At 65.0% G+C, this 26,399-nt stretch carries 19 protein-coding genes and 4 tRNA genes; 4 read left to right on the forward strand and 19 right to left on the reverse strand.

Annotated elements, in window-relative coordinates; all coding sequences use genetic code 11:
- Positions 1-43: 43 nt before the first annotated feature.
- From rpoC to hisN, 17 genes are all read right to left on the reverse strand, one after another.
- The gene (rpoC, locus tag ACUTAG_RS14270) at positions 44-4,288 is read right to left on the reverse strand and encodes a DNA-directed RNA polymerase subunit beta' (protein ID WP_006389592.1); all 4,245 of its coding nucleotides are present in this window, start codon (positions 4,286-4,288) and stop codon (positions 44-46) included.
- Positions 4,288-8,400 (reverse strand): DNA-directed RNA polymerase subunit beta, encoded by a 4,113-nt coding sequence (gene rpoB, locus ACUTAG_RS14275; RefSeq protein ID WP_020925808.1) that lies wholly within the window; start codon positions 8,398-8,400, stop codon positions 4,288-4,290. Before rpoB ends, rpoC begins: the two co-directional genes overlap by 1 nt.
- 163 nt (positions 8,401-8,563) lie before the next feature.
- The gene (gene rplL / locus ACUTAG_RS14280) at positions 8,564-8,944 is read right to left on the reverse strand and encodes a 50S ribosomal protein L7/L12 (RefSeq protein ID WP_006389590.1); all 381 of its coding nucleotides are present in this window, start codon (positions 8,942-8,944) and stop codon (positions 8,564-8,566) included.
- An 81-nt stretch (positions 8,945-9,025) separates the two neighbouring features.
- Positions 9,026-9,550, reverse strand: coding sequence for a 50S ribosomal protein L10 (gene rplJ / locus ACUTAG_RS14285; RefSeq protein ID WP_006389589.1), 525 nt, complete (start codon positions 9,548-9,550; stop codon positions 9,026-9,028).
- Positions 9,551-9,799: 249 nt separating this feature from the next.
- Positions 9,800-10,501, reverse strand: a complete 702-nt coding sequence (rplA, locus tag ACUTAG_RS14290; RefSeq protein ID WP_024070788.1) for a 50S ribosomal protein L1 — start codon at positions 10,499-10,501, stop codon at positions 9,800-9,802.
- A gap of 2 nt (positions 10,502-10,503) precedes the next feature.
- Positions 10,504-10,935: a 50S ribosomal protein L11 gene (rplK, locus tag ACUTAG_RS14295; RefSeq protein ID WP_006389587.1), complete on the reverse strand. Its 432-nt coding sequence runs from the start codon at positions 10,933-10,935 to the stop codon at positions 10,504-10,506.
- Positions 10,936-10,997: 62 nt separating this feature from the next.
- Positions 10,998-11,531 (reverse strand): transcription termination/antitermination protein NusG, encoded by a 534-nt coding sequence (gene nusG / locus ACUTAG_RS14300; protein ID WP_006389586.1) that lies wholly within the window; start codon positions 11,529-11,531, stop codon positions 10,998-11,000.
- A 9-nt stretch (positions 11,532-11,540) separates the two neighbouring features.
- A complete protein-coding gene (secE, locus tag ACUTAG_RS14305) occupies positions 11,541-11,921 on the reverse strand; it encodes a preprotein translocase subunit SecE (protein ID WP_006389585.1) in 381 nt (126 codons plus the stop codon).
- 64 nt (positions 11,922-11,985) lie between these two features.
- Positions 11,986-12,061, reverse strand: a tRNA-Trp gene (locus ACUTAG_RS14310).
- A gap of 151 nt (positions 12,062-12,212) precedes the next feature.
- Entirely contained in the window at positions 12,213-13,403 is a 1,191-nt protein-coding gene (gene tuf / locus ACUTAG_RS14315; protein WP_020925806.1) for an elongation factor Tu, read from the reverse strand.
- A gap of 68 nt (positions 13,404-13,471) precedes the next feature.
- Positions 13,472-13,546: transfer RNA gene (locus ACUTAG_RS14320), tRNA-Thr, on the reverse strand.
- A gap of 12 nt (positions 13,547-13,558) precedes the next feature.
- Positions 13,559-13,632: transfer RNA gene (locus tag ACUTAG_RS14325), tRNA-Gly, on the reverse strand.
- Between the two features lie 150 nt (positions 13,633-13,782).
- Positions 13,783-13,869, reverse strand: a tRNA-Tyr gene (locus ACUTAG_RS14330).
- 113 nt (positions 13,870-13,982) lie between these two features.
- Complete coding sequence (locus ACUTAG_RS14335) at positions 13,983-15,146, reverse strand: iron-containing alcohol dehydrogenase (protein ID WP_054446137.1); 1,164 nt, start codon at positions 15,144-15,146, stop codon at positions 13,983-13,985.
- 20 nt (positions 15,147-15,166) lie between these two features.
- Positions 15,167-16,558: an aldehyde dehydrogenase family protein gene (locus tag ACUTAG_RS14340; protein ID WP_054485530.1), complete on the reverse strand. Its 1,392-nt coding sequence runs from the start codon at positions 16,556-16,558 to the stop codon at positions 15,167-15,169.
- Between the two features lie 43 nt (positions 16,559-16,601).
- Entirely contained in the window at positions 16,602-17,987 is a 1,386-nt protein-coding gene (locus ACUTAG_RS14345) for a glutamine synthetase family protein (RefSeq protein ID WP_026382446.1), read from the reverse strand.
- Between the two features lie 64 nt (positions 17,988-18,051).
- Positions 18,052-18,858, reverse strand: coding sequence for a histidinol-phosphatase (gene hisN / locus ACUTAG_RS14350; RefSeq protein ID WP_026382445.1), 807 nt, complete (start codon positions 18,856-18,858; stop codon positions 18,052-18,054).
- A gap of 214 nt (positions 18,859-19,072) precedes the next feature.
- Between hisN and ACUTAG_RS14355 the strand changes: the two genes are divergently transcribed.
- The 4 genes from ACUTAG_RS14355 to ACUTAG_RS14370 are packed head-to-tail and all read left to right on the forward strand — an operon-like array spanning position 19,073 to position 23,641.
- Positions 19,073-20,083: an ABC transporter substrate-binding protein gene (locus ACUTAG_RS14355; protein WP_020925801.1), complete on the forward strand. Its 1,011-nt coding sequence runs from the start codon at positions 19,073-19,075 to the stop codon at positions 20,081-20,083.
- A 49-nt stretch (positions 20,084-20,132) separates the two neighbouring features.
- Entirely contained in the window at positions 20,133-21,140 is a 1,008-nt protein-coding gene (locus ACUTAG_RS14360) for an ABC transporter ATP-binding protein (RefSeq protein WP_026382444.1), read from the forward strand.
- A gap of 37 nt (positions 21,141-21,177) precedes the next feature.
- Positions 21,178-22,860, forward strand: coding sequence for an ABC transporter permease subunit (locus tag ACUTAG_RS14365; RefSeq protein WP_026382443.1), 1,683 nt, complete (start codon positions 21,178-21,180; stop codon positions 22,858-22,860).
- A 19-nt stretch (positions 22,861-22,879) separates the two neighbouring features.
- Positions 22,880-23,641, forward strand: a complete 762-nt coding sequence (locus ACUTAG_RS14370; RefSeq protein WP_054485529.1) for a DeoR/GlpR family DNA-binding transcription regulator — start codon at positions 22,880-22,882, stop codon at positions 23,639-23,641.
- An 8-nt stretch (positions 23,642-23,649) separates the two neighbouring features.
- Here ACUTAG_RS14370 and ACUTAG_RS14375 read toward each other — a convergent pair whose 3' ends face one another.
- Together ACUTAG_RS14375 and ACUTAG_RS14380 are read right to left on the reverse strand one after the other, a co-directional pair.
- The gene (locus tag ACUTAG_RS14375) at positions 23,650-24,651 is read right to left on the reverse strand and encodes a Bug family tripartite tricarboxylate transporter substrate binding protein (RefSeq protein ID WP_020925797.1); all 1,002 of its coding nucleotides are present in this window, start codon (positions 24,649-24,651) and stop codon (positions 23,650-23,652) included.
- 152 nt (positions 24,652-24,803) lie between these two features.
- Entirely contained in the window at positions 24,804-26,399 is a 1,596-nt protein-coding gene (locus ACUTAG_RS14380; protein WP_148319370.1) for a rhodanese-like domain-containing protein, read from the reverse strand.

The raw sequence follows: 26,399 nt of genomic DNA on the forward strand, positions 1-26,399 counted from the left end.
CTCCCCCGCCGGACCTGCGCGGGGGGTGCACCGGACGTCGCCCTTATTCGGCGGCGTCCTCGCTGCCCAGGTCGGACGACGGGACATCGGCGTCCGAGCCCACCGTGACCGGCGAGTCTTCGAACGGGTTGGCCAGCTGGCGGGCGGCTTCGCGTTCCGCGGCCTCCAGGGCTTCCTTGTCCTTGCGGGCATGGTGGTACGCCAGGCCGGTACCGGCCGGGATCAGGCGGCCGACGATGACGTTTTCCTTCAGGCCACGCAGGTCGTCGCGCTTGCCCATGATGGCGGCTTCGGTCAGGACACGCGTGGTTTCCTGGAACGAGGCGGCCGAGATGAACGAGTCGGTCGACAGCGAGGCCTTGGTGATACCCAGCAGCACGTTTTCGTACGTGGCCGGACGCTTGTCTTCAGCGTTGACGCGGTCGTTCTCGTTCAACAGCTCGGAGCGCTCGACCTGCTCGCCCGGGATGAACTCGGTATCGCCCGCATCGACGATGTTCACACGGCGCAGCATCTGACGAACAATCACTTCGATGTGCTTGTCGTTGATCTTCACGCCCTGCAGACGGTACACGTCCTGCACTTCGTCGACGATGTAGGTCGCCAGCTTCTCGATGCCTTGCAGGCGCAGGATGTCGTGGGGATCGGCCGGGCCGTCCACGATCATTTCGCCCTTGTTCACCACCTGGCCGTCGTGCACCAGCACCTGCTTTTCCTTCGGAATCAGGAACTCGTGGCTGACGCCTTCCAGGTCGGTGATGACCAGGCGCTGCTTGCCCTTGGTGTCCTTGCCGAACGAGACCGTGCCGGTGACGTCGGCGAGCATGCCGGCATCCTTGGGCGAACGGGCTTCGAACAGCTCGGCCACGCGCGGCAGACCGCCGGTAATGTCGCGGGTCTTTTGCGATTCCTGCGGAATACGCGCCAGGACTTCACCCACGGCAACCTGCTGGCCGTCACGCACGGTGATCAGCGCGCCGACCGGGAACGAGATGTTCACCGAGTGATCGGTTCCGGCGATCTTGACGTCTTCGCCGTTCTCGTTGACCAGCTTGATCTGCGGACGCATGACGATCTTGCCGCCACGGGTCTTGGGCGTGATGACGACGAGCGTCGACAGGCCGGTGACTTCGTCCACCTGCTTGGCCACGGTCACGCCTTCTTCGATGTTCTCGAAGCGGACAGCGCCACCGTATTCCGACACGATCGGACGGGTCAGCGGATCCCACGTCGCCAGGCGCGCGCCGGCCTTCACGGCCTCGCCGTCGCCCACCAGCACGGTCGCGCCGTACGGGATCTTGTGGCGTTCGCGTTCGCGGCCGTTGTCGTCGAAGATCGCCAGTTCGCCCGAGCGCGAGATCGCGACGCGTTCGCCCTTGGCGTTGGTGACGTAGCGCATGGTGCTGGCAAAGCCGACCACGCCGCTGGACTTGGTTTCCACCGCGCTGGCCAGGGCCGAACGCGACGCCGCGCCACCGATGTGGAACGTACGCATCGTCAGCTGCGTGCCCGGTTCACCGATGGACTGGGCGGCGATGACGCCGACCGCTTCGCCCTGGTTCACCGAAGTGCCACGGCCGAGGTCACGGCCATAGCAGTGCGCGCACAGGCCGTGGCGCGTTTCGCAGGTCAGCGGCGTGCGGACCTTGACTTCATCCACGCCGATGCGGTCGATCATGTCGACCATGTCTTCGTCCAGCAGGGTGCCGGCGGTGATGGCCGTTTCCTGCGTGTCCGGGTTGACGATGTCGATGGCAGCCACGCGGCCCAGGATACGGTCGCGCAGCGGCTCGATGACTTCACCGCCTTCCACCAGGGCCTTCATGTTGTAGCCCTGCGAGGTGCCGCAATCGTCCTCGGTGATCACCAAGTCCTGCGTCACGTCGACCAGACGACGGGTCAGGTAGCCCGAGTTCGCGGTCTTCAGTGCCGTGTCGGCCAGACCCTTACGCGCGCCGTGAGTCGAGATGAAGTACTGAAGCACGTTCAGGCCTTCACGGAAGTTCGCGGTAATGGGCGTCTCGATGATCGAGCCGTCCGGCTTGGCCATCAGGCCGCGCATGCCGGCCAGCTGGCGGATCTGGGCGGCCGAACCGCGGGCGCCCGAGTCAGCCATCATGTAGATGGAGTTGAACGACTCCTGGCGCACTTCCTCGCCGTGACGGTTGATCACGGGTTCGGTGGCCAGCTGTTCCATCATCGCCTTGCCGACCTTGTCGCCGGCCTTGCCCCAGATGTCCACCACGTTGTTGTAGCGTTCCTGGGACGTGACCAGACCCGACGAGTACTGCTTGTCGATTTCCTTCACTTCACGGCTGGCTTCGGCCAGGATGCCTTCCTTGGCCGACGGGATCAGCATGTCGCCCATGGCGATCGAGATACCGCCGCGGGTGGCCAGGCGGAAGCCCGACTGCATCAGCTTGTCGGCGAAGATCACCGTGTCGCGCAGGCCGCAACGGCGGAACGACTGGTTGATCAGGCGCGAGATTTCCTTCTTCTTCAGCGCCTTGTTCAGGACGGTGAAGGGCAGGCCCTTGGGCAGGATCTCGGACAGCAGCGCGCGGCCGACGGTGGTTTCGTGGCGGCGGATCACCGGCTGCCATTCGCCATTCTCGTCACGCTCGTGTTCCTTCAGGCGCACGGTGATGCGGCTTTGCAGCTCCACTTCGCCGTTGTCGTAGGCGCGTTGCACTTCAGCGACGTCGGTGAAGAAGATGCCTTCGCCCTTGCCGTTGATGCGCTCGCGCGTCGTGTAGTACAGACCCAGCACGATGTCCTGGGACGGCACGATCGACGGTTCGCCGTTGGCCGGGAACAGCACGTTGTTCGAAGCCAGCATCAGCGTGCGCGCTTCGAGCTGGGCTTCCAGCGACAGCGGCACGTGGACGGCCATCTGGTCACCGTCGAAGTCGGCGTTGAACGCCGCGCAGACCAGCGGGTGCAGCTGGATGGCCTTGCCTTCGATCAGGACCGGCTCGAACGCCTGGATGCCCAAACGGTGCAGCGTGGGCGCACGGTTCAGCATGACCGGGTGTTCGCGGATGACTTCTTCCAGGATGTCCCAGACCACCGGTTCCTGGCTTTCCACCAGCTTCTTGGCGGCCTTGATGGTCGTGGCCAGGCCCATCATCTCCAGGCGATTGAAGATGAACGGCTTGAACAGTTCCAGGGCCATCAGCTTGGGCAGGCCGCACTGGTGCAGCTTGAGCTGCGGACCCACCACGATGACCGAACGGCCCGAGTAGTCGACGCGCTTGCCCAGCAGGTTCTGACGGAAACGACCGCTCTTGCCCTTGATCATGTCGGCCAGGGACTTGAGCTGGCGCTTGTTGGCGCCGGTCATGGCCTTGCCGCGGCGACCGTTGTCCAGCAGCGAGTCGACCGCTTCCTGCAGCATGCGCTTTTCATTGCGCAGGATGATTTCAGGAGCCTTCAGCTCCAGCAGGCGCTTCAGACGGTTGTTGCGGTTGATGACGCGGCGGTACAGGTCGTTCAGGTCGGAGGTCGCGAAACGGCCGCCGTCCAGCGGCACCAGCGGACGCAGGTCCGGCGGCAGCACGGGCAGCACTTCCATGACCATCCACTCGGCCTTGATGCCGGATTTCTGGAAGCCTTCCAGCACCTTCAGGCGCTTGGAGATCTTCTTGATCTTGGCTTCCGAGCTGGTGGCCTTCAGTTCGCCGCGCAGCGTTTCCACTTCGCGGTCGATGTCGATGGTGCGCAGCAGTTCGCGCACGGCTTCGGCGCCCATCAGGGCACGGAAGTCGTCGCCGTATTCCTCGGTCTTGGCCAGGAAATCGTCATCCGACATGATCTGGCCGCGCTTGAGCGGCGTCATGCCGGGTTCGATCACGCACCAGGCTTCGAAGTACAGGACGCGTTCGATGTCGCGCAGGGTCATGTCGAGCACCATGCCCAGACGCGACGGCAGGCTCTTCAGGAACCAGATGTGCGCGACGGGGCTGGCCAGCTCGATGTGGCCCATGCGCTCACGGCGAACCTTGGCAACGGTAACTTCAACGCCGCACTTCTCGCAGATCACGCCACGGTGCTTCAGGCGCTTGTACTTGCCGCACAGGCACTCGTAGTCCTTGATCGGGCCGAAGATCTTGGAGCAGAACAGACCGTCACGCTCGGGCTTGAACGTGCGGTAGTTGATGGTCTCGGGCTTGCGAACTTCGCCGTAGGACCACGAACGGATCTTCTCGGGCGAGGCGATGCCGATCTTGATGGCATCGAATTGCTCGTCTTGCGAGACTTGCTTAAAGAGGTCGAGTAGCGCTTTCATTAGTTACGCTCCAAATCCATGTCCAGGGCCAACGAGCGGATTTCCTTGACCAGCACGTTGAACGATTCCGGCATGCCGGCATCGATGACGTGATCGCCCTTGACGATGTTTTCGTATACCTTGGTGCGGCCGGTGATGTCGTCGGACTTCACCGTCAGCATTTCCTGCAGGGTGTAGGCGGCGCCGTAGGCTTCCAGCGCCCACACTTCCATTTCCCCGAAACGCTGGCCACCGAACTGCGCCTTGCCGCCCAGCGGCTGCTGGGTCACGAGCGAGTACGGGCCGGTCGAACGCGCGTGCATCTTGTCGTCGACCAAGTGGTGCAGCTTCAGGTAGTGCATGTAGCCGACGGTGACCGGACGCTCGAACTTCTCGCCGGTGCGGCCGTCGTACAGCCACGCCTGCGTGCGCGAGGGCGTCAGCGCCATGCGCTTGGCGACGTCGTCCGGATAGGCCAGTTCCAGCATCTTGGTGATTTCCTCTTCGGTCGCGCCGTCGAAGACGGGCGTCGCGAACGGCACGCCGTTCTTGAGGTTCTGGGCCATTTCCATGACTTCTTCGTCGGTCAGCTCGTCGATGCGCGCGCCGGTGCCGGTCGTGTTGTAGACCTTGTCCAGGTAAGCGCGGACGTTCTTGACCTGCGCGGTGCGCTCGTCGCGCAGCATGTCGGCGATGCGGTGACCCACGCCCTTGGCAGCCCAGCCCAAGTGCACTTCCAGCACCTGGCCCACGTTCATCCGCGAGGGCACGCCCAGCGGGTTCAGAACGATGTCGGCCGGCGTGCCGTCAGCCATGTGCGGCATGTCTTCCACCGGGGTGATGCGCGAGACCACGCCCTTGTTGCCGTGACGGCCTGCCATCTTGTCGCCAGGCTGCAGACGACGCTTCACGGCCAGGTAGACCTTGATCATCTTCAGCACGCCCGGGGGCAGCTCGTCGCCCTGCGTCAGCTTCTTGCGCTTCTCTTCGAAGGCCAGGTCGAACTGGTGACGCTTCTGCTCGAGCGATTCCTTGGCCTGCTCCAGCACCACGGCGTGGGGCTCGTCGGCCAGGCGGATGTCGAACCACTGCCAGCGATCCAGGTCGGCCAGGTAGGCCTTGGTGATCGTCGCGCCCTTGGCCAGCTTGCGCGGGCCGCCGTTGACGGTCTTGCCGACCAGCATCTTCTCGATACGGTCGAACTGGTCGTTTTCAACGATGCGCAGCTGGTCGTTCAGGTCCTGGCGATAGCGGCGCAGTTCATCGTCGATGATGGACTGGGCGCGCTTGTCGCGCACGATGCCTTCGCGCGTGAACACCTGCACGTCGATCACGGTGCCGGTCATGCCCGAAGGCACGCGCAGCGACGTGTCCTTAACGTCGGACGCCTTTTCACCGAAGATGGCGCGCAGCAGCTTTTCTTCCGGCGTCAGCTGGGTCTCGCCCTTGGGCGTGACCTTGCCGACCAGCACGTCGTCGGCGCTGACTTCGGCGCCGATGTAGGTGATGCCGGAATCGTCCAGGCGGTTCAGTTGCGTCTCGGCCAGGTTGCTGATGTCGCGCGTGATTTCTTCCGGACCCAGCTTGGTGTCACGGGCAACGACCGTCAGTTCCTCGATGTGCACCGAGGTGTAGCGGTCATCGGCCACGACCTTTTCGGAGATCAGGATCGAGTCTTCGAAGTTGTAGCCGTTCCAGGGCATGAACGCGATCAGCATGTTCTGGCCCAGGGCGAGTTCGCCCAGGTCCGTCGATGCGCCATCGGCCAGCACGTCACCCTTGGCGACACGGTCGCCACGCTTGACGATGGGACGCTGGTTGATGTTCGTGTTCTGGTTGGAACGCGTGTACTTGATCAGGTTGTAGATGTCGACACCGACTTCGCCGGCGACGTTTTCTTCGTCGTTCACGCGGATCACCACGCGCTCGGCGTCGACGTGGTCGACCAGGCCGCCACGCAGCGCCTGCACGGTGGTGCCCGAGTCAACGGCCACGGTGCGCTCGATACCCGTGCCCACGACCGGCTTTTCCGGACGCAGGCAAGGCACGGCCTGACGTTGCATGTTGGCGCCCATCAGCGCGCGGTTCGCGTCGTCGTGCTCCAGGAACGGAATCAGCGAGGCGGCGACCGACACGATCTGCGACGGGGCCACGTCCATGTAGTGCACGTTGGCCGGGGCGGTCAGCATGGTTTCGCCGGCTTCACGGCAAGCCACCAGGTCGTCCACGAACTTGCCTTCGTCATCGAGCGCGGCGTTGGCCTGCGCGATGACGTAGTGGCTTTCTTCGATGGCGGACAGGTAGTCGATCTGGTCGCTGACGCGGCCGTCGACGATCTTGCGGTAAGGCGTTTCCAGGAAGCCGTACTCGTTCAAGCGAGCGTACAGCGCCATGGAGTTGATCAGACCGATGTTCGGGCCTTCCGGCGTTTCGATCGGGCAGACGCGGCCGTAGTGGGTCGGGTGCACGTCACGGACTTCGAAGCCGGCGCGCTCGCGGGTCAGACCGCCCGGGCCCAGTGCCGAAACACGACGCTTGTGCGTGATTTCCGACAGCGGGTTGGTCTGGTCCATGAACTGCGACAGCTGGCTCGAACCGAAGAACTCCTTGATGGCGGCCGAGATCGGCTTGGAGTTGATCAGGTCGTGCGGCATCAGGTTTTCGGTCTCGGCTTGGCCCAGACGTTCCTTGACGGCGCGTTCGACGCGCACGAGGCCGGCGCGGAACTGGTTCTCGGCCAGTTCGCCGACGCAACGCACGCGGCGGTTGCCCAGGTGATCGATGTCGTCGATCTGGCCACGGCCGTTACGCAGCTCGACCAGCACCTTGATGGTTTCAAGGATGTCTTCGTTGGTCAGCGTCATCGGGCCGGTGATGTCTTCACCACGGCCCAGGCGGCTGTTGACCTTCATGCGGCCGACGCGCGACAGATCGTACGTTTCTTCGCTGTAGAACAGGCGCTGGAACAGCGCTTCCACCGCTTCTTCGGTGGGCGGTTCGCCAGGACGCATCATGCGGTAGATGGCAACGCGCGCGGCCATCTGGTCGGCGGTTTCATCGGTGCGCAGCGTCTGCGAGATGTACGGGCCGCGATCCAGGTCGTTCGTGTAGAGCGTCTGGATGTCGTGCACGTTGGCGGCGCGCAGGGCGCCCAGCACGCTTTCGGTGATCTCGTCGTTGGCGTTGGCGATGACCTCGCCGGTATCGGCGTCAACGATGTTCTTGGCCAGCACGCGGCCGTACAGGAAGTCTTCCGGCACGGAGATGCGCTGGATGCCGCCGGCAGCCAGGTCGCGCAGGTGCTTGGCGTTGATACGCTTGTCTTTCTCGACGATGACCTTGCCCGAACGGTCCGCGATGTCGAAGCGGGCCATTTCGCCCTTCCAACGCTCGGGCACGAATTCCATCATGGCGCCTTCGCTCTTCAACTCGAAGTTGTCGAAGTCGAAGAAGTTGGCCAGGATCGATTCCGGCGTCATGCCGATGGCCTTGCACAGGATGGTGACAGGCATCTTGCGGCGACGGTCGACGCGGAAGAACAGGATGTCCTTGGGGTCGAATTCGAAGTCCAGCCACGAACCGCGGTAGGGAATCACGCGGGCCGAGAACAGCAGCTTGCCCGAGCTGTGCGTCTTGCCGCGGTCGTGCTCGAAGAACACGCCAGGCGAGCGGTGCAGCTGCGAGACGATGACACGCTCGGTGCCGTTGATGACGAACGAACCGGTGCCGGTCATGAGCGGAATCTCGCCCATGTAGACTTCCTGTTCCTTCACTTCCTTGACGGTGGGCTTGCTGACTTCGCGGTCAAGCAGCACCAGGCGGACCTTGGCTCGCAGGGGCGAGGCATAGGTCAGGCCACGTTGCTGACATTCCTTGACATCGAACACCGGTTCGCCGAGCACATAGCTCACGAACTCCAAGCGCGCCATACCGTTGTGACTAACGATCGGGAAAATCGACGAAAACGCCGCCTGCAAACCGTCGGCTACGCGATCGGACGGGGCGGTATCCGCCTGCAGGAAAGTTAGGTAGGATTGAAGCTGAGTCGCCAAAAGGAAGGGAACGTTTTGAACGTCTTCACGCTTGGCGAAGCTTTTGCGGATGCGCTTTTTTTCGGTGTACGAGTAAGGCATGAGCACTCCGACTCGAGGTTGCATGGGCCGTCAACCACGGCCCCAGGTGATACGACTCCAGGAAACCCCTCTGGAAAGGGCATGACCCCAGCAGGGGTTTCCTGGAAACGCAAAAGCCCGGGGACGGCAAATTGCGCTGTCCCCGGGCAAGTTGACGCAGGTCTTACTTGACTTCGACCTTGGCGCCAGCTTCTTCCAGCTTCTTCTTGGCGGCTTCGGCGTCAGCCTTGGCAACGCCTTCCTTGACGGGCTTCGGAGCGCCGTCGACCAGGTCCTTGGCTTCCTTCAGGCCCAGACCGGTCAGCTCGCGCACGGCCTTGATGACGGAAACCTTGTTGGCGCCGGCTTCAGCCAGGACAACGGTGAACTCGGTCTGCTCTTCAGCAGCGGCGGCGGCGCCACCAGCGGCGGGAGCAGCGACAGCGACAGCGGCGGCAGCAGCCGACACGCCGAACTTCTCTTCCATTTCCTTGATCAGCTCGGACAGTTCGAGCACGGTCATGCCAGCGATGGCGTCAAGGATTTCAGCTTTGTTAAGTGCCATTTTTAAGAACTCCAAATATTGGGTAATGCCAGGGTTTGGGTGTCGCTCGGTCGTTCAGCGAATTTCCGTGAAGGGCGGGGATTAAGCCGCGGCCTTCTGGTCGCGCACGGCGGCGAGGCCACGGGCGAACTTGGTCGGAACTTCGTTGAGCGTACGCACGAATTGCGCGATGGGGGCTTGCATGGTGCCCAGCAGTTTCGACAGCAACTCTTCGCGCGAGGGCATGGTGGCCAGGGCCTTCACGCCTTCTTGGTTCAGCAGGCTGTTGGGCAGAGCGCCCGCCTTGATGACCAGCTTGTCGTTGCTTTTCGCGAAACCTGCGAGGACCTTGGCCGCCGTAACCGGATCAGCGCTGATGCCATAGATCAGCGGACCGGTCAGTTGCTCGGCCAACGGCTCGAAAGCCGTGCCGGCAACAGCACGACGGGCCAGCGAGTTCTTCAGAACACGCAGATACACGCCCGATTCACGCGCAGTTTTGCGCAGTACGGTGACAGAGGCGACGTCCAGACCACGGTACTCGGCGATAACAATCGATTGCGCCTTGGCCACTTCGGCCGAGACTTCCTCGATTACCACCGCTTTCTCTTGACGATTGAGACTCACGGTTTGAACACTCCATCAAAAGACGCCTGGGGCCGGAGCCTTGCGCGTCAACCGAATGCGGCGCCTGGTCGAGTTCTTCGGGTAAAGAAATCTTCCTGGGGACGCCGTCTACGCTGGATCCGAACTTTGCGAGCTTCGGGATTAAGCGGGGCGGCGGGATAGTGCTTCCACCGACCCGCTCCAGCGGTCTTTGACAGCAGCATCCGGAGGAATCCGGATGCGGCCCAAAGTACGTTTACAGCTGTTGGCTTAGTTGGTAGCCGACAGCGAGGCAATTTCCACGCGCGCACCGCCGCCCATCGTGGACGAAACGGCCAGCTTGCGCAGGTAGATGCCCTTGGCAGCGGCGGGACGAGCCTTTTGCAGGGCGTCGACCAGAGCGGCCAAGTTGGTTTGCAGCTGTTCCACGCCGAACGACGCGCGGCCGATCGTGGCGTGGATGATGCCGGCCTTGTCGGTGCGGTACTGAACCTGACCGGCCTTGGCGTTCTTGACAGCGGTGGCGACGTCGGGGGTCACGGTGCCGACCTTCGGGTTCGGCATCAGGCCACGCGGGCCCAGGATCTGACCCAGGGCGCCGACGACACGCATCGTGTCGGGCGAGGCGATGACCACGTCGAAGTCCATCTGACCGGCCTTGATCTGGTCAGCCAGGTCGTCCAGGCCGACGATGTCGGCGCCGGCGGCCTTGGCGGCCTCGGCCTTGTCGCCTTGGGCGAACACGGCGACACGGACCGTCTTGCCGGTGCCGGCGGGCAGCACGACCGAGCCGCGGACCAGTTGGTCCGACTTCTTCGGGTCGATGCCCAGTTGCACGGCCACGTCAATCGATTCGTTGAACTTGGCGACAGCGGTTTCCTTGACCAGGGTCAGGGCCTCGGCGACCGGGTACAGCTTGGTGCGGTCGATCTTTTGCGCAATGGCGGCGGCGCGCTTGCTCAGTTTTGCCATGATTAGATCCCCTCAACCGTGATGCCCATGCTGCGGGCGCTGCCAGCGATCGTGCGGACGGCGGCGTCCAGATCGGCGGCGGTCAGATCGGGGCCCTTGGCCTTGGCGATTTCTTCAGCTTGCGCGCGGGTCAGCGTGCCGACCTTGTCGGTATGCGGCTTGGACGAACCCTTTTGCACGCCGGCGGCCTTCTTGATGAGGACCGTCGCGGGCGGGGTCTTCATGATGAAGGTGAAGCTCTTGTCGGCGAAAGCGGTGATCACCACCGGAATCGGCAGACCAGGCTCCATGCCTTGGGTCTTGGCGTTGAACGCCTTGCAGAATTCCATGATGTTCAGGCCACGCTGACCCAGGGCCGGGCCAATCGGGGGGGAGGGGTTAGCCTTACCAGCCGGCACTTGCAGCTTGATAAAGCCGACGATCTTCTTCGCCATGCTTTGCTCCTTGCGGGTTATATCGCCCTAGCGCGCGGCCAGGGCTCCCCGGGGGGTTGAAATCAGGTCTTTTCGACCTGGCTGAAATCCAGTTCGACGGGGGTGGCACGACCGAAGATCGTGACAGACACGCGAACCTTGCTCTTTTCGTAGTTGACTTCTTCGACGTTGCCGTTGAAGTCCGCAAACGGACCTTCCTTGACCCGAACCATCTCGCCCACTTCGAACAGGATCTTGGGGCGGGGTTTCTCGACGCCCTCTTCCATCTGGGAGAGGATCTTTTCGACTTCCTTTTCGGAAATCGGGGTCGGACGATTGCCCGAGCCACCCAAAAAGCCGGTGACGCGGTTGGTGTTCTTGACCAAGTGCCACGTTTCGTCGGTCAGGTCCATTTCAACCAGGACATAACCGGGGAAAATGCGGCGCTCGGTGATCGACTTCTGGCCACCCTTGACCTCGACGACTTCCTCGGAGGGCACAAGAATGCGGCCGAAAGACGTTTGCAGGCCCGCGCGCTCGATGCGCTCGTTCAGGGCCTTGTGTACGCTTTTTTCCATGCCGGAGTACACATGGACGACATACCAACGCTTACTCATTCGCCGTCCTTATTTCCAGCCCAACAACAGGCCGTAGAGAATCCATTCGATGCCCTTGTCGAGCACCCACATGAAAATGCCCATGACCGCCACGAACGCGAAAACGATGCCCGTCATCTGGGTCGTTTCCTTGCGGGTCGGCCACGACACACGCTTGACTTCGTTGTAGGACTCGCTGGCAAAGCTCAGGGTGCGACGGCCGGGTTCGCTGAACCAGGCGATCACGGCTGCGATCACGAGGCCGCCGACAAAGACGCCGATACGGGCAGGCATCGGTTGCGCGCTGAGCACGGAAAACCCGACGATGCCAGCAATAACGACAAGAACCGCCAGCCCGAGCTTGACCCGGTCGGCGGTACTGGTTACGGTTTCTACGCTGGTATTAGACATATTGCGACGCGAGCCGCCGTGAATGCGTAACTCGCGATGATCTCCCGCGGGTTTATCCTGGCGGTGGCAGGGGCAGTAGGAATCGAACCTACAACCTTCGGTTTTGGAGACCGACGCTCTGCCAATTGAGCTATGCCCCTAAAACTCACACATCACTACACGTGCACTACACTTTCGCCGCTCCAGCCAGGCCGCCACGCGTAGCGGCTTGCGGAACCAAACATCATACTACTTTTACAGCAAAGATGGATAGAGGGGCTTGAGAGCCCACTCTACCCATCCGGGTATTGCTTACTTCAGGATCTTGGCGACGACGCCGGCGCCGACGGTACGACCGCCTTCACGGATGGCGAAACGCAGGCCTTCTTCCATGGCGATCGGGGCCAGCAGCTTGACGGTCATCGTCACGTTGTCGCCCGGCAGGACCATTTCCTTGTCGGCCGGCAGGTCGATCGTGCCGGTCACGTCCGTCGTGCGGAAGTAGAACTGGGGACGATAGCCGTTGAAGAACGGGGTGTGGCGGCCGCCTTCTTCCTTGGACAGGATGTACACCTCGGAGGTGAAGTCCGTGTGCGGGGTGATCGAGCCCGGCTTGGCCAGAACCTGGCCGCGCTGGACGTCTTCACGCTTGGTGCCGCGCAGCAGGATGCCCACGTTGTCGCCGGCTTGACCTTGGTCCAGCAGCTTGCGGAACATTTCCACGCCGGTGCAGGTCGTCTTGACCGTCGGGGTGATACCGACGATTTCGATTTCTTCGCCGACCTTGATCACGCCGCGCTCGATACGGCCGGTCACCACGGTGCCGCGACCCGAGATCGAGAACACGTCTTCGACCGGCATCAGGAACGCGCCGTCAACGGCACGCTCGGGCGTCGGGATGTAGGTGTCCAGGGCTTGGGCCAGCGACAGGATCGCTTGCTCGCCCAGTTCGCCCTTGTCGCCTTCCAGCGCCAGCTTGGCCGAACCCTTCACGATCGGGGTGTCGTCGCCCGGGAAGTCGTACTTGCTCAGCAGTTCGCGAACTTCCATTTCCACCAGCTCGAGCAGCTCGGCGTCGTCAACCATGTCGGCCTTGTTCAGGAAGACGATGATGTACGGCACGCCAACCTGGCGGCTCAGCAGGATGTGTTCACGCGTTTGCGGCATCGGGCCGTCAGCGGCCGACACGACCAGGATCGCGCCGTCCATCTGGGCGGCACCCGTGATCATGTTCTTGACGTAGTCAGCGTGGCCCGGGCAGTCAACGTGCGCGTAGTGGCGCGTTTCCGTTTCGTACTCGACGTGGGCCGTGTTGATCGTGATGCCGCGAGCCTTTTCTTCAGGAGCCGCGTCGATCTGGTCGTAGCCCTTGGCTTCGCCGCCGAACTTGGTCGACAGAACGGTCGTGATCGCCGCCGTCAACGTCGTTTTGCCGTGGTCAACGTGACCAATCGTACCCACGTTCACGTGCGGCTTGGTACGTTCAAACTTGCCTTTTGCCATGGCTGACTCCTGACCTGGATTGCGCTTTTGACTGAAGCTGCTGACTGAAGAAAAGACTTTGGAATTTGTGGTGCCCATGGCGCGGATCGAACGCGCGACCTCTCCCTTACCAAGGGAGTGCTCTACCACTGAGCCACATGGGCATGTGTACTGCTTGGAGCGGGTGAAGGGAATCGAACCCTCGTCGTAAGCTTGGAAGGCTTCTGCTCTACCATTGAGCTACACCCGCGGCTGTCCTTTCACCACCTCACTATCTATCCCAGACTTTCAAAACTAAGGCCTTGGAGAACCAGCCACCTTCGTTGCGAAGGCCGCCCAGTTCCCTAGGCCTACATTTTAAAATCCAGGCAAACATCGCCTGGATTCAGGTTTGGGTCTCTGGTGGAGGAGGTTGGATTCGAACCAACGTAGGCGCAAGGCCAACAGATTTACAGTCTGCCCCCTTTAACCACTCGGGCACCCCTCCAGCGGAGAACTTGAGATTATGAACACTTTCAAATCCGCTGTCAAACGCCTGGGACGAAAAATATTCAAAGCTTTCGTTCTGCCTGCCGCGTTTCCGCGCAGAGGGGGCGAAGCTTACAAGATTCCGCGAACGGCTGCACGAAAAAGTTCGGCGTACTGGTCTGGCGTGTAGGCGACGGGGTTGGTGCCGCCCGATGGATCCTCGCTGGCCATGCGCCCTACCCGCTCGGCTTGCGCGTCGTCGATGCCGATGTCGGCCAGGGTGTGCGGGATGCCGACGGTCTCGCGCAACGCCAGGACCCAGTCGAGCACGGCGCCGGGGCCGTCATCCGGCAATGCCAGATAGCGCGCCAGTGCCTGCAGCCGCGGCGCCACCGCGTGCAGGTTGGCCTTGAGCACGTAGGGCATGAGGATGGCGTTGAGCATGCCATGATGGGCGTCGTACAACGCCCCCAGCGGATGCGCCAGCGCGTGCATCGCGCCGAGCCCGCGCTGGAATGCGGTGGCGCCCATGCTGGAGGCCACCAGCATCTGCTGGCGCGCCTGCAGGTCGGCGCCATCGGCCACGGCCTGCGGCAGGTATTCCTTGATCATTCGCATGCCTTCCAGCGCGATGCCGGCGGCCATCGGATGGAAGAAGGGCGAACAGTAGGCCTCGAGGTTGTGCGACAGCGCATCCATGCCGGTCGCGGCAGTGATGCGCGGCGGCAGGCCGACGGTGAGCTCGGGATCGAGGATGACGATGGCGGGCAGCATGCGCGCGTGGAAGATGATGCGCTTGACCTGCGCCGCCTCGTCGGTGATGACGGAGGCGCGCCCCACTTCCGAGCCCGTGCCCGCGGTGGTCGGCACCGCGACGACTGGCGCCATGCCGGCCACGTTCACGCGCAGGTAGTTGTCGCCCACGTCTTCGAAGTCCCACAGCGGACGCTTCTGGCCGGCCATCAACGCGATGGCCTTGGCCGCGTCCAGCGCCGAGCCGCCGCCGAACGCGATGACGCCATCGTGGCGGCCTTCGCGATAGCGCGCCACGCCGTCGTCCACGTTCCTGCCGGTGGGGTTGCCCTTCACTTCGTGGAACAGGCCGCATTCGAGTCCGGCCTGGCGGCAGCCGCGCACCGCGTCGGCGATCATGGGCAGCGCGGCCAGGCCGGGATCGGTGACCAACAAGGGGCGCGCCATGCCGAGTTCGCGGCACCAGTCGGGCAACTCCTTGATGCGGCCGGGGCCCGCCTTGATGGCGGTGGGATAGTTCCAGTTGACGCTGGGGACGGTCATGTCGGCTCCTGGTCGCGCGCTCAGGCGTGGCGGCGCAGATGGAAGGATTTGGCTTGGGTGAGCTGTTCGTAGCCGACGCGCGACAGCGAAACGCCACGGCCGGTTTGCTTGACGCCGGTCCACGCCAGCGCGGGATCGAGGTAGTCGCAGCGGTTCATGAAGACGGTGCCCGTGCACAACTGGCGGCCAAGATGCAATGCGGCCTCTTCATCCTGCGTGAAGATGGCGGCGGTCAGGCCATAGGGGCTGTCGTTCATCAAGGCGACGGCCTCTTCGTCGCTGTCGACCGGCATCACGCCGACCACGGGGCCGAAGCATTCATCGTTCATCACGCGCATGCGGTGATCCACCTGCGTCAGCAGCGCCGGCGCCACGTACGGCGTGCCGGCGCGCGCGGCGGCGAAACGCGTGGCATCGACCAGGTTGCGGGCGCCGCGCGCTTCGGCTTCGGCGATCACTTCGCGCACCTCGTCGGCCGCGCGCGTGCGCACCACCGGGCCGAGCGTGGTGTCCGGCTGCAGGGGATCGCCCAGCACGTACTCCTGGGTCAGCGCCGCGGCGCGATCGATGAAATCCTGGTAGCGGTCGCGCGCCACGTAGATGCGCTGGATGCCGCAGCAGGACTGGCCGGAATTGAAGAAGGCGCCGTCCACCAGCGTCTCGATCGCGTGCGCCAGGTTGGCGTCGGCGCGCACATACGCGGGGTCGTTGCCGCCCAGCTCCAGGCCCACGCCGATGAAGCGGCCGGCGGCGGCCTGCTCCACGCTCTGGCCGCCGCGCACCGAACCGGTGAAGGAGACATAGCCGATCTCGGGCGCGCGGATCAGCCGCTGCGCGATGTCGTGGTTCGCGTGCAGGTACTGGAACACGCCATGCGGCACGCCGGCCTCGCTGAAGGCGCGGCCGATAAGCTCGGCGCACAGCGGCGTCTGGTCCGAGTGCTTGAGGATCACGGTGTTGCCAGCCATCAGCGCCGGCACGATGCTGTTCACCGCCGTCAGCAAGGGATAGTTCCACGGCGCGATGGTGAGCGCCACGCCGATCGGCTCGCGGCTGATGAAACGCGTGAAGCCCGCGATCTCCGGCACCTGGATCGGCGCCAGCGCCTCGGCGGCGATGCCGATCATGTGGCGCGCTCGCGCCTCGAAGCCATCGACTTCACCCGGCGTATAGCGCAAGGGGCGGCCCATCTGGATCGTGATGGCGCGCGCGATCTCGGCCTTGCCGGCGACGAAGCGCGTCACCGCATCCGACAGGATGCGGCCGCGCTGCTCGATGCCGAGCGCGTGCCACGCGCCCTGCGCGGCCTGCGCGTCGGCCAGCGCCTGCGCGACCTGCGCCTCGCTGGCGTAGGGGCGGCGCACGACTTCGCGGCCGTCGATGGGACTGATGGTGATGAGTTCCTGCGTCATGGCGACCCTGTGCATGCGTGGTGAAAAGATGAAGCGGCGGCGTTCAGATGATCTCGAAATAGCGAGCCAGCTCCCAATCGGTGACGTGGCGCCGGAACTGGCGCTCTTCCCATTCGCGCGTGGCGGCGTAATGCTCGACGAAGGCATCGCCGAACAGCTCGCGCGCGGCTTCGGACTGGCGCAGGCGCTGCGCCGCTTCCCACAACGTGGTGGGCAGGTGCAGGCGGTCGGGAAACTGCTGCGTGTAGGCGTTGCCCTGCACCATTGGTTCGGGTTGCAGGCCCTGTTCGATGCCGCGCAGGCCCGACGCCAGCGCGGCCGACAGCGCCAGATACGGATTGGCGTCGGCCGAGCCGATGCGCACTTCGACACGCTGCGACTTGTCGCTGCCCGGAATGAGACGCAGCGCGGTGGTGCGGTTCTCCATGCCCCAGGTCGCGTCCAGCGGCGCCCAGTAACCCGGCACCAGGCGCGAATAACTGTTGATGGTCTGCGCGTACAGCGCCATGAATTCGGGCAGGTAGCGTTGCACGCCAGCCATGAAGGCCGCCTGCGTCGCGCTCATGCCGTGCGGACGCGACTCGTCGTAGAAGGCCGAGCGGCCGCTGGTGCGGTCGCGCAGCGACAGGTGGATGTGGCCGCTCTGGCCGGGATGATCGTGCGACCACTTCGCCATGAAGGTGGCCATCAGGCCGTTCTGCTGCGCCAGCGCCTTGGTGAAGGTCTTGAAGAGGAAGGCCTTGTCGCCGGCGGCGGCGGCCTGATCGACCGCGATGGCCGCCTCCAGCACGCCGGGACCGGTCTCGGTATGCAGGCCTTCGATCGGCATGTCCATGCGCTCGCACATGTCGAGCAGCTTGCGATAGAAATCGCCCTGCACGGTGCTGCGCAGCACCGAGTAGCCGAAGTTGCCGGGGGTCCAGTTCTCCATGTCGCGGTAGTGCTTGGCGCGCACCGAGTGCGGCGTCTCGCGGAACATGAAAAACTCGTATTCGAGCGCGGCGTAGACCTCGAAGCCCATGCCGGCGGCGCGGTCCAGCGTGCGGTGCAGCAGGCGGCGCGGGCAGATGTCGGCCGCGGGGCCTTCGAACTCGGCCAGGAACAGCAACATGTCCTCGCCCCCGGGGCCCTGCTCCAGCGGCAGCCGGCGGCAGGTGCTGGGCACGATGCGCAGCTTGGCATCGGGATAGGCCGTGTGCCAGCCGGTGTACTTGGTGTTGTCGTAGAGCTGGTCGTCCAGGTCCCAGCCGAACACCACGTCGCAGAAAGCCAGCCCGCCGCGCAGCGCGGCCAGGAATTTGTCGCGCCTGACGTACTTGCCCAGCATGACGCCATCGACGTCGGACAGGCCGATCTTGATATGCGAGAGCGTGCTGGCCTGGACCAGCCGCTCCGCGTCTTCCACCGTTGCTACCCCTAGTGCATGCATGGCTCGTTCACCTTGTCGTGGCTGAAGCGTTGCGTTGACGTGCGGGGTCGCGGGGCGCGGTGTTTCAGGTCACGGCCGCCCCCAGCATCCGCATCGCCTCGCGATGCAGCTGCGGCGTGGCGGCCGCGATCACGCGGCCCTGCGACGCGAGGCCTAACGGCTGCCCCGACCAATCGGTAATGACGCCGCCCGCGCCTTCGATCACGGGCATCAGCGCCAGATAGTCATACGGCTGCAGGCCGGCCTCGACCACCAGGTCGACGTGGCCGCTGGCCAGCAGGCCATAGCTGTAGCAGTCGCCGCCGTAGCGGCGCATGCGCACCGAGCGCGCCAGCGCGTCGAATGCGGCCAGATCGGCGCCTTCGAAGATGTCGGGCGAGGTGGCGTAGAGAATCGCCTGGTCCAGTTCGGTGCATTGACGGGTGCGGCAGGGCTCGCCATTCAGGCGCGCGGGCGAACCGGCGGCGCCGAGCCAGCGCTCGGCCATCATGGGAATGTCGATCAGGCCCAGCACCGGGCGGCCGCGGTGCAGCAGGCCCAGCAGCGTGCCCCACAGGGGATTGCCGGAAATGAACGCGCGGGTGCCGTCGATGGGGTCGAGCGACCACACCCACTCGGCCTCGGCATGGCTGGCGCCGTATTCCTCGCCGAAGATGCCGTGATCCGGATACTGGCGGGCGATGGCTTCGCGCAGCGCTTGCTCGACCTCGCGGTCGGCGCGGGTGACGGGACTTTCATCCGCCTTGGTCTCCACCATCAGGGGGTGGCGGAACCACTGGCGCGACAGGGGCCGGACCTGGTCCGCCAGCGTCTGGGCGAACGAGGAAAACGCGGCCAATTGCTGCGCGGCGGGCAGCGGCGAAGTTTGCATGACGAGCTCCGAGGCGTAACGCGGCGCGGAAAGACCCATGCGATTCGGGTTTCTCCAGTCTAGACACGTTGCCACAAATTTGCAAATATACCTAAAAACGCAACCCGGGAAACGCAACGTTTCCTCGCGCAACCCTACCGCCTCGCCCGCAGGTCGCCGTCCGCAGAAAAGCAGCTCATCGCCGTTGCCGTGTATTCCTTTCCGGAGTCCCATCATGCAATGTAAGAAGAAGCTTGGTCTTGTGGTTGCAGTAATTTCCCTAGGTTTTGCCCAGGCCGTCCACGCCGGCGCGATCACCGTCTACACGGCGCTGGAGGAAGACGAGATCGCCGCCTACCTGAAGGCCGCCAACGCCGCCCTGCCCGACGTGAAGGTCAATGTGCTGCGCCTGTCCACCGGCGACCTGGGCGCTCGCCTGATCGCCGAGGCCGGCAATCCGCAGCAGGACGTGATCTGGGGCTTCGCGGTCAGCAACATGCTGGATCCGCGCCTGCAGAAGCTGCTGGAACCGTATGCGGCCAAGGGCATCGAAGCCCTGCCCGCGCAATACAAGGCCGCCGACAACAAATGGTTCGCCGCCACCGGCTACGTGGCCGCGTTCTGTGTCAACACCGACCGGCTCAAGTCCAGGAACCTGCCGATGCCGACCTCGTGGGAAGACCTGACCAAGCCGGTCTACAAGGGCGAGATCGTCATCCCCAGTCCGGCGGCATCCGGCACCGGTTATCTGCAGATCGTCGCGCTGCTGCAGGGCCTGGGCGCCGAGAAAGGCTGGGCGCTGCTCAAGGACCTGGACAAGAACGTGGCGCAGTACACGCCGTCGGGATCGCGCCCCTGCAAGATGGCGCGCGCCGGCGAGTATGCGATCGGCGTGTCGTTCGCGTTCCCGGCGATGCAATCGATCGAGGAAGGCTTTCCGGTGAAGATGGTGATCCCGTCGAAATGGGTGGGCTACGAACTCGAAGCCTCCGGCCTGATGAAGACGGCGAAGAATCCCGCGGACGCCAAGCGCTTCCTCGACTGGACGCTGTCGGCGCAGGCAGGCGGGCTGTACAGCAAGTACAAGGAACTGGTGACGATTCCCGGCGCCGCCCCAAACAAGGCGGCCGAGGCCGCCGGGCTGCCCAAGGACCTGACCGCCGTGCTGTATCCGGTGGACTTCCAGAAATCGGCGGCGGAACGCGACGCCACCATCAAGACCTGGCAGGACACCATCAAACGCTGACGGCGTGGCGGCCGGCGCGCCGGCCGCCACGCCACCGCCTGGAGCGGCCATGTACCTGGAATTGCGCGGGATCCGCAAGACCTTCGACGGCGCGGTGGCGCTGGAAGGCATCGACCTGTCAGTGGGCGAACATGAATTCGTCTGCCTGCTGGGACCCAGCGGCTGCGGCAAGACCACCCTGCTGCGCATCGTCGCCGGCCTGCTGCCATTCGACAGCGGCACCATCACGCTGGGCGGACGCGACCTGTCGGCGCTGCCAGCGCGCAAGCGCGGCTTCGGCATCGTGTTCCAGTCGTATTCGCTGTTTCCCAACATGACGGTGGCCGAGAACGTCGGCTACGGGTTGCGCATCCGCGGCGAGACGCGCGAGCGCATCGACGCACGGGTGCGCGAATTGCTCGCGCTGATCAAGCTGCCGGATTATGCACAGCGTTATCCCCACCAATTGTCCGGCGGCCAGCAGCAGCGCGTGGCATTGGCGCGCGCGCTGGCGGTGGACCCCGCGCTGATCCTGCTTGATGAACCCCTGTCGGCGCTGGATGCGCGCGTGCGCACCGACATGCGCGCCGAGATCCACGAGGTGCAGCGACGCCTGCGGATCCCGACCATCATGGTGACGCACGACCAGGAGGAAGCGCTCACGCTGGCCGATAAGATCGTGTGCATGAATGACGGCCGCGTCGAGCAGGTGGGATCGCCTTCCGACCTGTATCTGCGGCCGAGCACACGCTTCGTCGCCAACTTCGTCGGCCTGAGCAACCTGCTGCCGACCGACTGGGTGCGCGAGGCCATGCCGGCGTTGCTGGCGACCCGGCCGGACGGCGCCAGCGAGCGTTTCGAGGCCTGCCTGCGGCCGGAAAGCCTGCGCATCGCCGCCGACGAGCGCGGGCCGGGCCGGGTGCGCGAAATGACCTTCATGGGCAACCTGACGCGCGTGCGGGTGGACTGGCGAGGCCGCGAGTTGCTGGTCGAACAACAGGGCGCGGCGGGCTTGTCGCAGGGCGCGCCCGTGCGGCTGGACCTGGCGCCGGAACAATGCGCCTGGGTTCGCGTATGACTGCGTCCGCCACGCCGGCACGCGCGGGAGTCATGGCATGAACACGGTTCGTATCGGCGCCGCCACTTCGCCGCGGGCCAATCGCTCGTCGGCATCCCTGGATCGACTGCTGCTATGGACCTGCGTCGGCATCCCGATGGCGGGCCTGGCGCTGTTCTTCCTGTATCCATTGGCCACGGTCGGCTGGCGCAGTCTGGTGGAAAAGGACGGCGCTATCGGCCTGGGCAATTACGCCGACGTGTTCGCCACCCGCGGCATCCTGACCGCCACCGCCAACAGCCTGACGATGAGCGCGGCCACCACCGCCGTCAGCCTGCTGCTGGGCTTTGCCATCGCTTTCGGGCTGGACCGCAGCCGCATGCGCGGAAAGGCGCTGGTGAAGCTGGCGCTGGTGCTGCCGCTGCTGGCACCGTCGCTGGTGCAGGGGCTGGGGCTGATCTTCATCCTTGGACGCAACGGCCTGGTGCATCGCTGGACCGGGTGGGAGTTCGATATCTACGGGTTCTGGGGCCTGCTGATCTCCAACGTGTTCTACGCCCTGCCCCAGGCCGTGCTGATCCTGCAGGCGGCGCTGCGCAACACCGATGCGCGCTATTACGACGCGGCCGAGGTGATGGGCGCGTCGAGCGCGCGGCAGTTCTTCGACATCACGCTGCCCAACTGCAAGTTCGGGCTGCTGAGCGCCGCGTTCGTGGTGTTCGTCATCACCATCACCGACTTCGGCAACGCCGCGGTGATCGGCGGCAACTACCGCGTGCTGGCCACCGAGATCTACAGCCAGGTGTCGGGGCAGATGAATTTCGGCATGGGCTCGGTGGTGGGCATTTTGCTGCTGCTGCCGTCGCTGATCTCGGTGCAGATCGAACGGGTGGCCTCGCAACGCCAGTTCGGCGCCGCCTCGCCCAGCGGACTGCGCGTCACGCCGCAGCCGGCGCGCGGCCGCGACCTGGCGTTCACGGCCGGCGTATTGCTGTGCGCCAGCGCCATCGTGGTGACGGTGGGCACGGTGGTGTTCGCCAGCTTCATGCGGCTGTGGCCCTATCGCATGGAATGGACCCTGAAGCACTACGACATCACCGTCAGCGGCGGCTATGCGCCGCTGTGGACTTCGCTGTACCTGTCGCTGGCGGCCGCGGGCGGCGGCGTGTTGCTGTTGTTCTTCCTGACCTTCGGCGTATGCCGTATCCCCCGCGCGTGGGCCAAGCTGGTCTACCTGGTGTCGGTGCTGCCGGTGGGCGTGCCGGGGCTGGTATTGGGGCTGTCCTACATCTTCGCCTTCAACTCGCCTTCCACGCCGCTGTACGCGCTATACGGCAGCGCCGCGCTGATCGCGCTGTGCAACTTCTACCACTATCACACGCAAGGCTTCCTGACGATGATGACCGGCATGCGCGCGGTGCCGCAGGCGCTGGAGGAGGCGGTGAGCTGCCTGGGCGGCGGCACGTTGCACATCGTGCGCGATGCGGTGCTGCCGCAGATCGCCCCAACGGTGCTGGGCGTGTTCTTTTTCCTGTTCATGCGTTCCATGGTGACGCTGTCGGCGGTGATCTTCCTGGTCACGCCGTCGGTCAGTGTCGCGCCGGTTTCCGTACTGCGGCTGGACGAAGCCGGGTTCGTCTCGCAGGCCGCGGCCTATTCGACGCTTATCATGCTGGTCGTGGGTGGTTCGCTGCTGGCGATGCGCGCGTTGATCGCGCTGCCGGCGCGACGCCGCAAATAGAGATTAGGAAGCATCCGATATGTGGCAAGAAGAGCGGTATCAGAGAATCCGCGCCCTGCTGTCTTCCCTGCAGCAGGTATCGACCGACCGTATCGTCGGCGAACTGGGGGTATCGCGGGAGACCGTCCGGCGCGATCTGCTGGAGCTGGAGGCGATGGGCGAATTGCGCCGCGTGCATGGCGGTGCCGTGCCGGTGCACAGCGAGCCGCCCATCACGGAACGCGTGCATACCCGCGTCAAGTACAAGCGCGCCATCGCGCGCGCCGCGGCCGGTTTGGTGACGAGCGGGCAGACGCTGTTCCTGGACGCCGGCAGCACCACCAGCATGCTGGCGGACGAGCTGGCCAAGCTGAGCGGCCTGACCCTCATCACCAATTCGTTCGACGTGGCGCTCAAGGTCGGCGCCGCCGGCAACGGCGCCAATGAACTCATCATGCTGGGCGGATCGGTGGGCGGGCCGGTGTGCGCCACCGCCGGCGACATCACCATCGCCGAGATCCACCGCTACCGCGCCGACGTGGCGTTGCTGTCGCCGGTGGGCGTGGATGCCGAATGCGGCGCCACCAGCTACGACCTGCGAGAGGCCGAAGTGGCGCGCGCCATGGCGGCCAACGCCAAGCAGCGCATCCTGCTGGCCGACTTCAGCAAGATCGGCCTGTGCAGCCGGGTGTCGTACTGCGAGGTGAACCGCATCGATCACCTCGTCACCAACACCAATGCGCAGAAGCAGCCGGCCTTCGCGGCCCTGAAGGCCGCGGTCGGCAAGGTTCTGGTGGCTTAGCCGCCGCTTCAATCCACCGACACGCCCGCAACCTTCACCATGTCGGCCCAGTACGTGGTGTCCTGTTGCAGGCGCTTGCCGAACGCATCGGGCGCGCTGCCGACGGGCTGGCTGCCGCCGGCCTGGATCTTGGCGATCACGTTGGGCGATTTCATGGCCTGCGCCACCGCTTGCGCCAGGTAGGCGATGCGCTCGGGCGGCGTGCCGGCCGGCGCGAACAACCCGTACCAGTCGTCGGCCGTGATGCCGTCCATGCCGGACTGCCCGAGCGTGGGCGCGCCCTTGAAGATGCCAATGCCGTTTTCATGGCTCAGCGCCAGGATGCGCAGCTTGCCGGCCGCCACCATCGGCTCGGCCGAGGCCGGCGAGGTGATCAGCATGTCGACGGTGCCACCCATCAGGTCGGTGATGGCGGGCGCGGCGCCGCGATACGGCACGTGCACCAGCTTGACGTTGGCCTTCTGCGACAGCAGCGCCCCCATCAGATGGCTCATGGTGCCGTTGCCGGGCGTGGCGTAGGTGATGACGCCGGGCTGCTTGCGCGCGGCGTCCAGGTAGTCGCCCAGCGACTTGTAGGCGCTTTCGCTGCGCGCCACCAGCACCAGCGGCGCCGAGGTGATCTGCGAGATCGGCACGAAGTCCTTGAGCGGATCGAAGCCCACGTTCTTGTACAGGCGCGGGTTGACCGCCATCACGCTGGTCTGCGACATCACCAGCGTATAGCCGTCGGGCTTGGCGCGCGACACCTGCGAAGTGCCGACGTTGCCCCCCGCGCCGGAACGGTTTTCCACCACCACACTCTGGCCGGTGATCGCCCCGAGTTCCTGCGCGATCAGGCGCGCCACGCCATCGTTGCCGCCCCCGGGCGGGAACGGCGAGACCACGGTGATGGCCTGCCTGGGGTAGTCGGCCAGGGGCGCGGGCGCCTGGGCGTGGGCGTTCAGCCCCCACGCCAGGCAGGCCAGGGCGGCGGCGGTCTTGCAGGCATGTTGCAGCTGGTACTTGTTCATCGATATTTCCCCTTGTGATTGGCGGCCGGATGCTCGGCCGTCCATTGCATTTCGGTTCGCCATGAACCGTCCGCGCCCCGTCGGCGAAGCGCCGGGGCGTGCTGATCGGATGAAGCATGTGGCGCGGCCACGGGGGCAGTCAGCCCCGGTGGTCACCCCGCCGGGAAGCGATACGCGGCGCGTTCGCGCGCGTCGATCTGCTTGACCAGATTGGTTTCCCAGGCGAGGTACTGACGCGCCGCGGCCTTGTTGCCGTCGTGGCGGTCGTGCACGAAAAACAGGTAATCGATGCAATCGCGGTCGGCGGGCGTGGACGGCGTGGATTCCAGCGCGATGCCCGCGGCCGACCAGCCGGCCGCCGTGCCCAGGTTGGCCGCAACGTCCCGCGCGCCGCGCGCCCGCAGGTCCGCCGCGGCCCAGGCGGCCACCGCGAGTTCCTCGGCCAGCAGCACCAACGGACGTGCCGGGTCCAGCGCCAAGCTGGCGAAGCGCGGCCGGATGGCCCATTGCGCCCCCGCGATGTGTTGGGCGCGATAGCGCATGCTGGGGCGGATGTCGATGAGTTGCGCGCCTGCGGCCAGCGCGGCGGCCAGCGCCGCGTCATCCAATACCTTGACCGGCGGTTCGGCGATCGGGGCGACAGCCGCTTGCAGGTCGGCGCCCACGCCCTCCTGCAGCACGCTCGCGTCCCAGCCCATCTGGCGCAACCAGCTGGCCACCACCGGCGCGCGCACGCCTTCGCCATCGAACACCACGATGCGCGCGCCACGCACGGCCACGTACTGGTCGGTGGCCTGGATCAACTGGCCGCCGGGCGTGTGCTGCGCGCCGCGCAACGAGCCTTGCGCGTACTCCTCGGCACTGCGCACGTCGCACAGGAAGGTGCTGCGGCCCGTGTCGGCCAGCCAGCTGCGCACCTGCGCGGCGTTCACCCACGGCACGCCATGGCGTTCGGCCAGGCCGGCCGAGCGTTGCGCCAGCGCCGGTATATCGGCCGCGGCAACGGCATCCTCATATCGAAGGCTGGCGCCATGATCGAGCTTGAAATCCGCCAGGTACCAGCCCTGGGTGCCGTTCTCCAGCGCGTAGACGGGATTGGGCACGCCCAGGTTGATGAGGGTCTGCGCGCCGATGATGCTGCGGGTACGGCCGGCGCAGTTGACCACGATGGTGGTCTTCGGATCGGGCGCCAGGCCGTGCGCGTGCAGCGCCAGCTCGCCGTTGGGGCAGCAGATGCCGCCGGGGATGCTCATCTTCTGGTATTCGGCGTAGGGCCGGCCGTCGAGCACGATCAGGTCGTCGCCACGACGCTGGCGCTCGGCCAGTTCGGCCGCGCTGATGCGCGGCGTGTGGAAGACTTCTTCGGCGAGCTCGCCGAAAGTCTTGCTTGGGACATTGACCCCGGCGAAAGCGGCGTAGCCATCGCGTTGCCATTGCGCGATGCCGCCTGCGAGGCGATGGACCTGCGTGTAGCCCACGGCCCGCAAGGCCGCTGCTGCGCGCGCCGCGACGTCATCGTCATCCCCCGCGTCGTAGACCACCACGCGCGCATCGCGCCGCGGCGCCAGGCGCGCGATATCGGCCTCGAGCCGACTGAACGGCACCGGCGCCGCATAGAACAGGTGGGACTCGCCGTATTGGCCATGCTCGCGCACGTCCAGCAGCGCAATCTCGCCGCCGTCATGCAGCCAGCCCTTGAGGGTGTGCGAGTCGATATCGGCCAGTTTCAGGTCGGAATGGGAATGCAT

The organism is Achromobacter sp. CSND-B12 (assembly GCF_052906545.1).

What these genes read in the sequence shown, in the direction of transcription:
- rpoC (WP_006389592.1), bottom strand. Translation starts at nt 4,288, where the DNA reads ATGAAAGCGCTACTCGACCTCTTTAAGCAAGTCTCGCAAGACGAGCAA.
- ACUTAG_RS14335 (WP_054446137.1), bottom strand. Translation starts at nt 15,146, where the DNA reads ATGACCGTCCCCAGCGTCAACTGGAACTATCCCACCGCCATCAAGGCG.
- rplA (WP_024070788.1), bottom strand. Translation starts at nt 10,501, where the DNA reads ATGGCAAAACTGAGCAAGCGCGCCGCCGCCATTGCGCAAAAGATCGAC.
- ACUTAG_RS14355 (WP_020925801.1), top strand. Translation starts at nt 19,073, where the DNA reads ATGCAATGTAAGAAGAAGCTTGGTCTTGTGGTTGCAGTAATTTCCCTA.
- nusG (WP_006389586.1), bottom strand. Translation starts at nt 11,531, where the DNA reads ATGAGTAAGCGTTGGTATGTCGTCCATGTGTACTCCGGCATGGAAAAA.
- ACUTAG_RS14380 (WP_148319370.1), bottom strand. Translation starts at nt 26,399, where the DNA reads ATGCATTCCCATTCCGACCTGAAACTGGCCGATATCGACTCGCACACC.
- rplK (WP_006389587.1), bottom strand. Translation starts at nt 10,935, where the DNA reads ATGGCGAAGAAGATCGTCGGCTTTATCAAGCTGCAAGTGCCGGCTGGT.
- ACUTAG_RS14360 (WP_026382444.1), top strand. Translation starts at nt 20,133, where the DNA reads ATGTACCTGGAATTGCGCGGGATCCGCAAGACCTTCGACGGCGCGGTG.
- rpoB (WP_020925808.1), bottom strand. Translation starts at nt 8,400, where the DNA reads ATGCCTTACTCGTACACCGAAAAAAAGCGCATCCGCAAAAGCTTCGCC.
- ACUTAG_RS14340 (WP_054485530.1), bottom strand. Translation starts at nt 16,558, where the DNA reads ATGACGCAGGAACTCATCACCATCAGTCCCATCGACGGCCGCGAAGTC.
- ACUTAG_RS14365 (WP_026382443.1), top strand. Translation starts at nt 21,178, where the DNA reads ATGAACACGGTTCGTATCGGCGCCGCCACTTCGCCGCGGGCCAATCGC.
- ACUTAG_RS14345 (WP_026382446.1), bottom strand. Translation starts at nt 17,987, where the DNA reads ATGCATGCACTAGGGGTAGCAACGGTGGAAGACGCGGAGCGGCTGGTC.
- secE (WP_006389585.1), bottom strand. Translation starts at nt 11,921, where the DNA reads ATGTCTAATACCAGCGTAGAAACCGTAACCAGTACCGCCGACCGGGTC.
- rplL (WP_006389590.1), bottom strand. Translation starts at nt 8,944, where the DNA reads ATGGCACTTAACAAAGCTGAAATCCTTGACGCCATCGCTGGCATGACC.
- ACUTAG_RS14370 (WP_054485529.1), top strand. Translation starts at nt 22,880, where the DNA reads ATGTGGCAAGAAGAGCGGTATCAGAGAATCCGCGCCCTGCTGTCTTCC.
- tuf (WP_020925806.1), bottom strand. Translation starts at nt 13,403, where the DNA reads ATGGCAAAAGGCAAGTTTGAACGTACCAAGCCGCACGTGAACGTGGGT.
- ACUTAG_RS14375 (WP_020925797.1), bottom strand. Translation starts at nt 24,651, where the DNA reads ATGAACAAGTACCAGCTGCAACATGCCTGCAAGACCGCCGCCGCCCTG.
- hisN (WP_026382445.1), bottom strand. Translation starts at nt 18,858, where the DNA reads ATGCAAACTTCGCCGCTGCCCGCCGCGCAGCAATTGGCCGCGTTTTCC.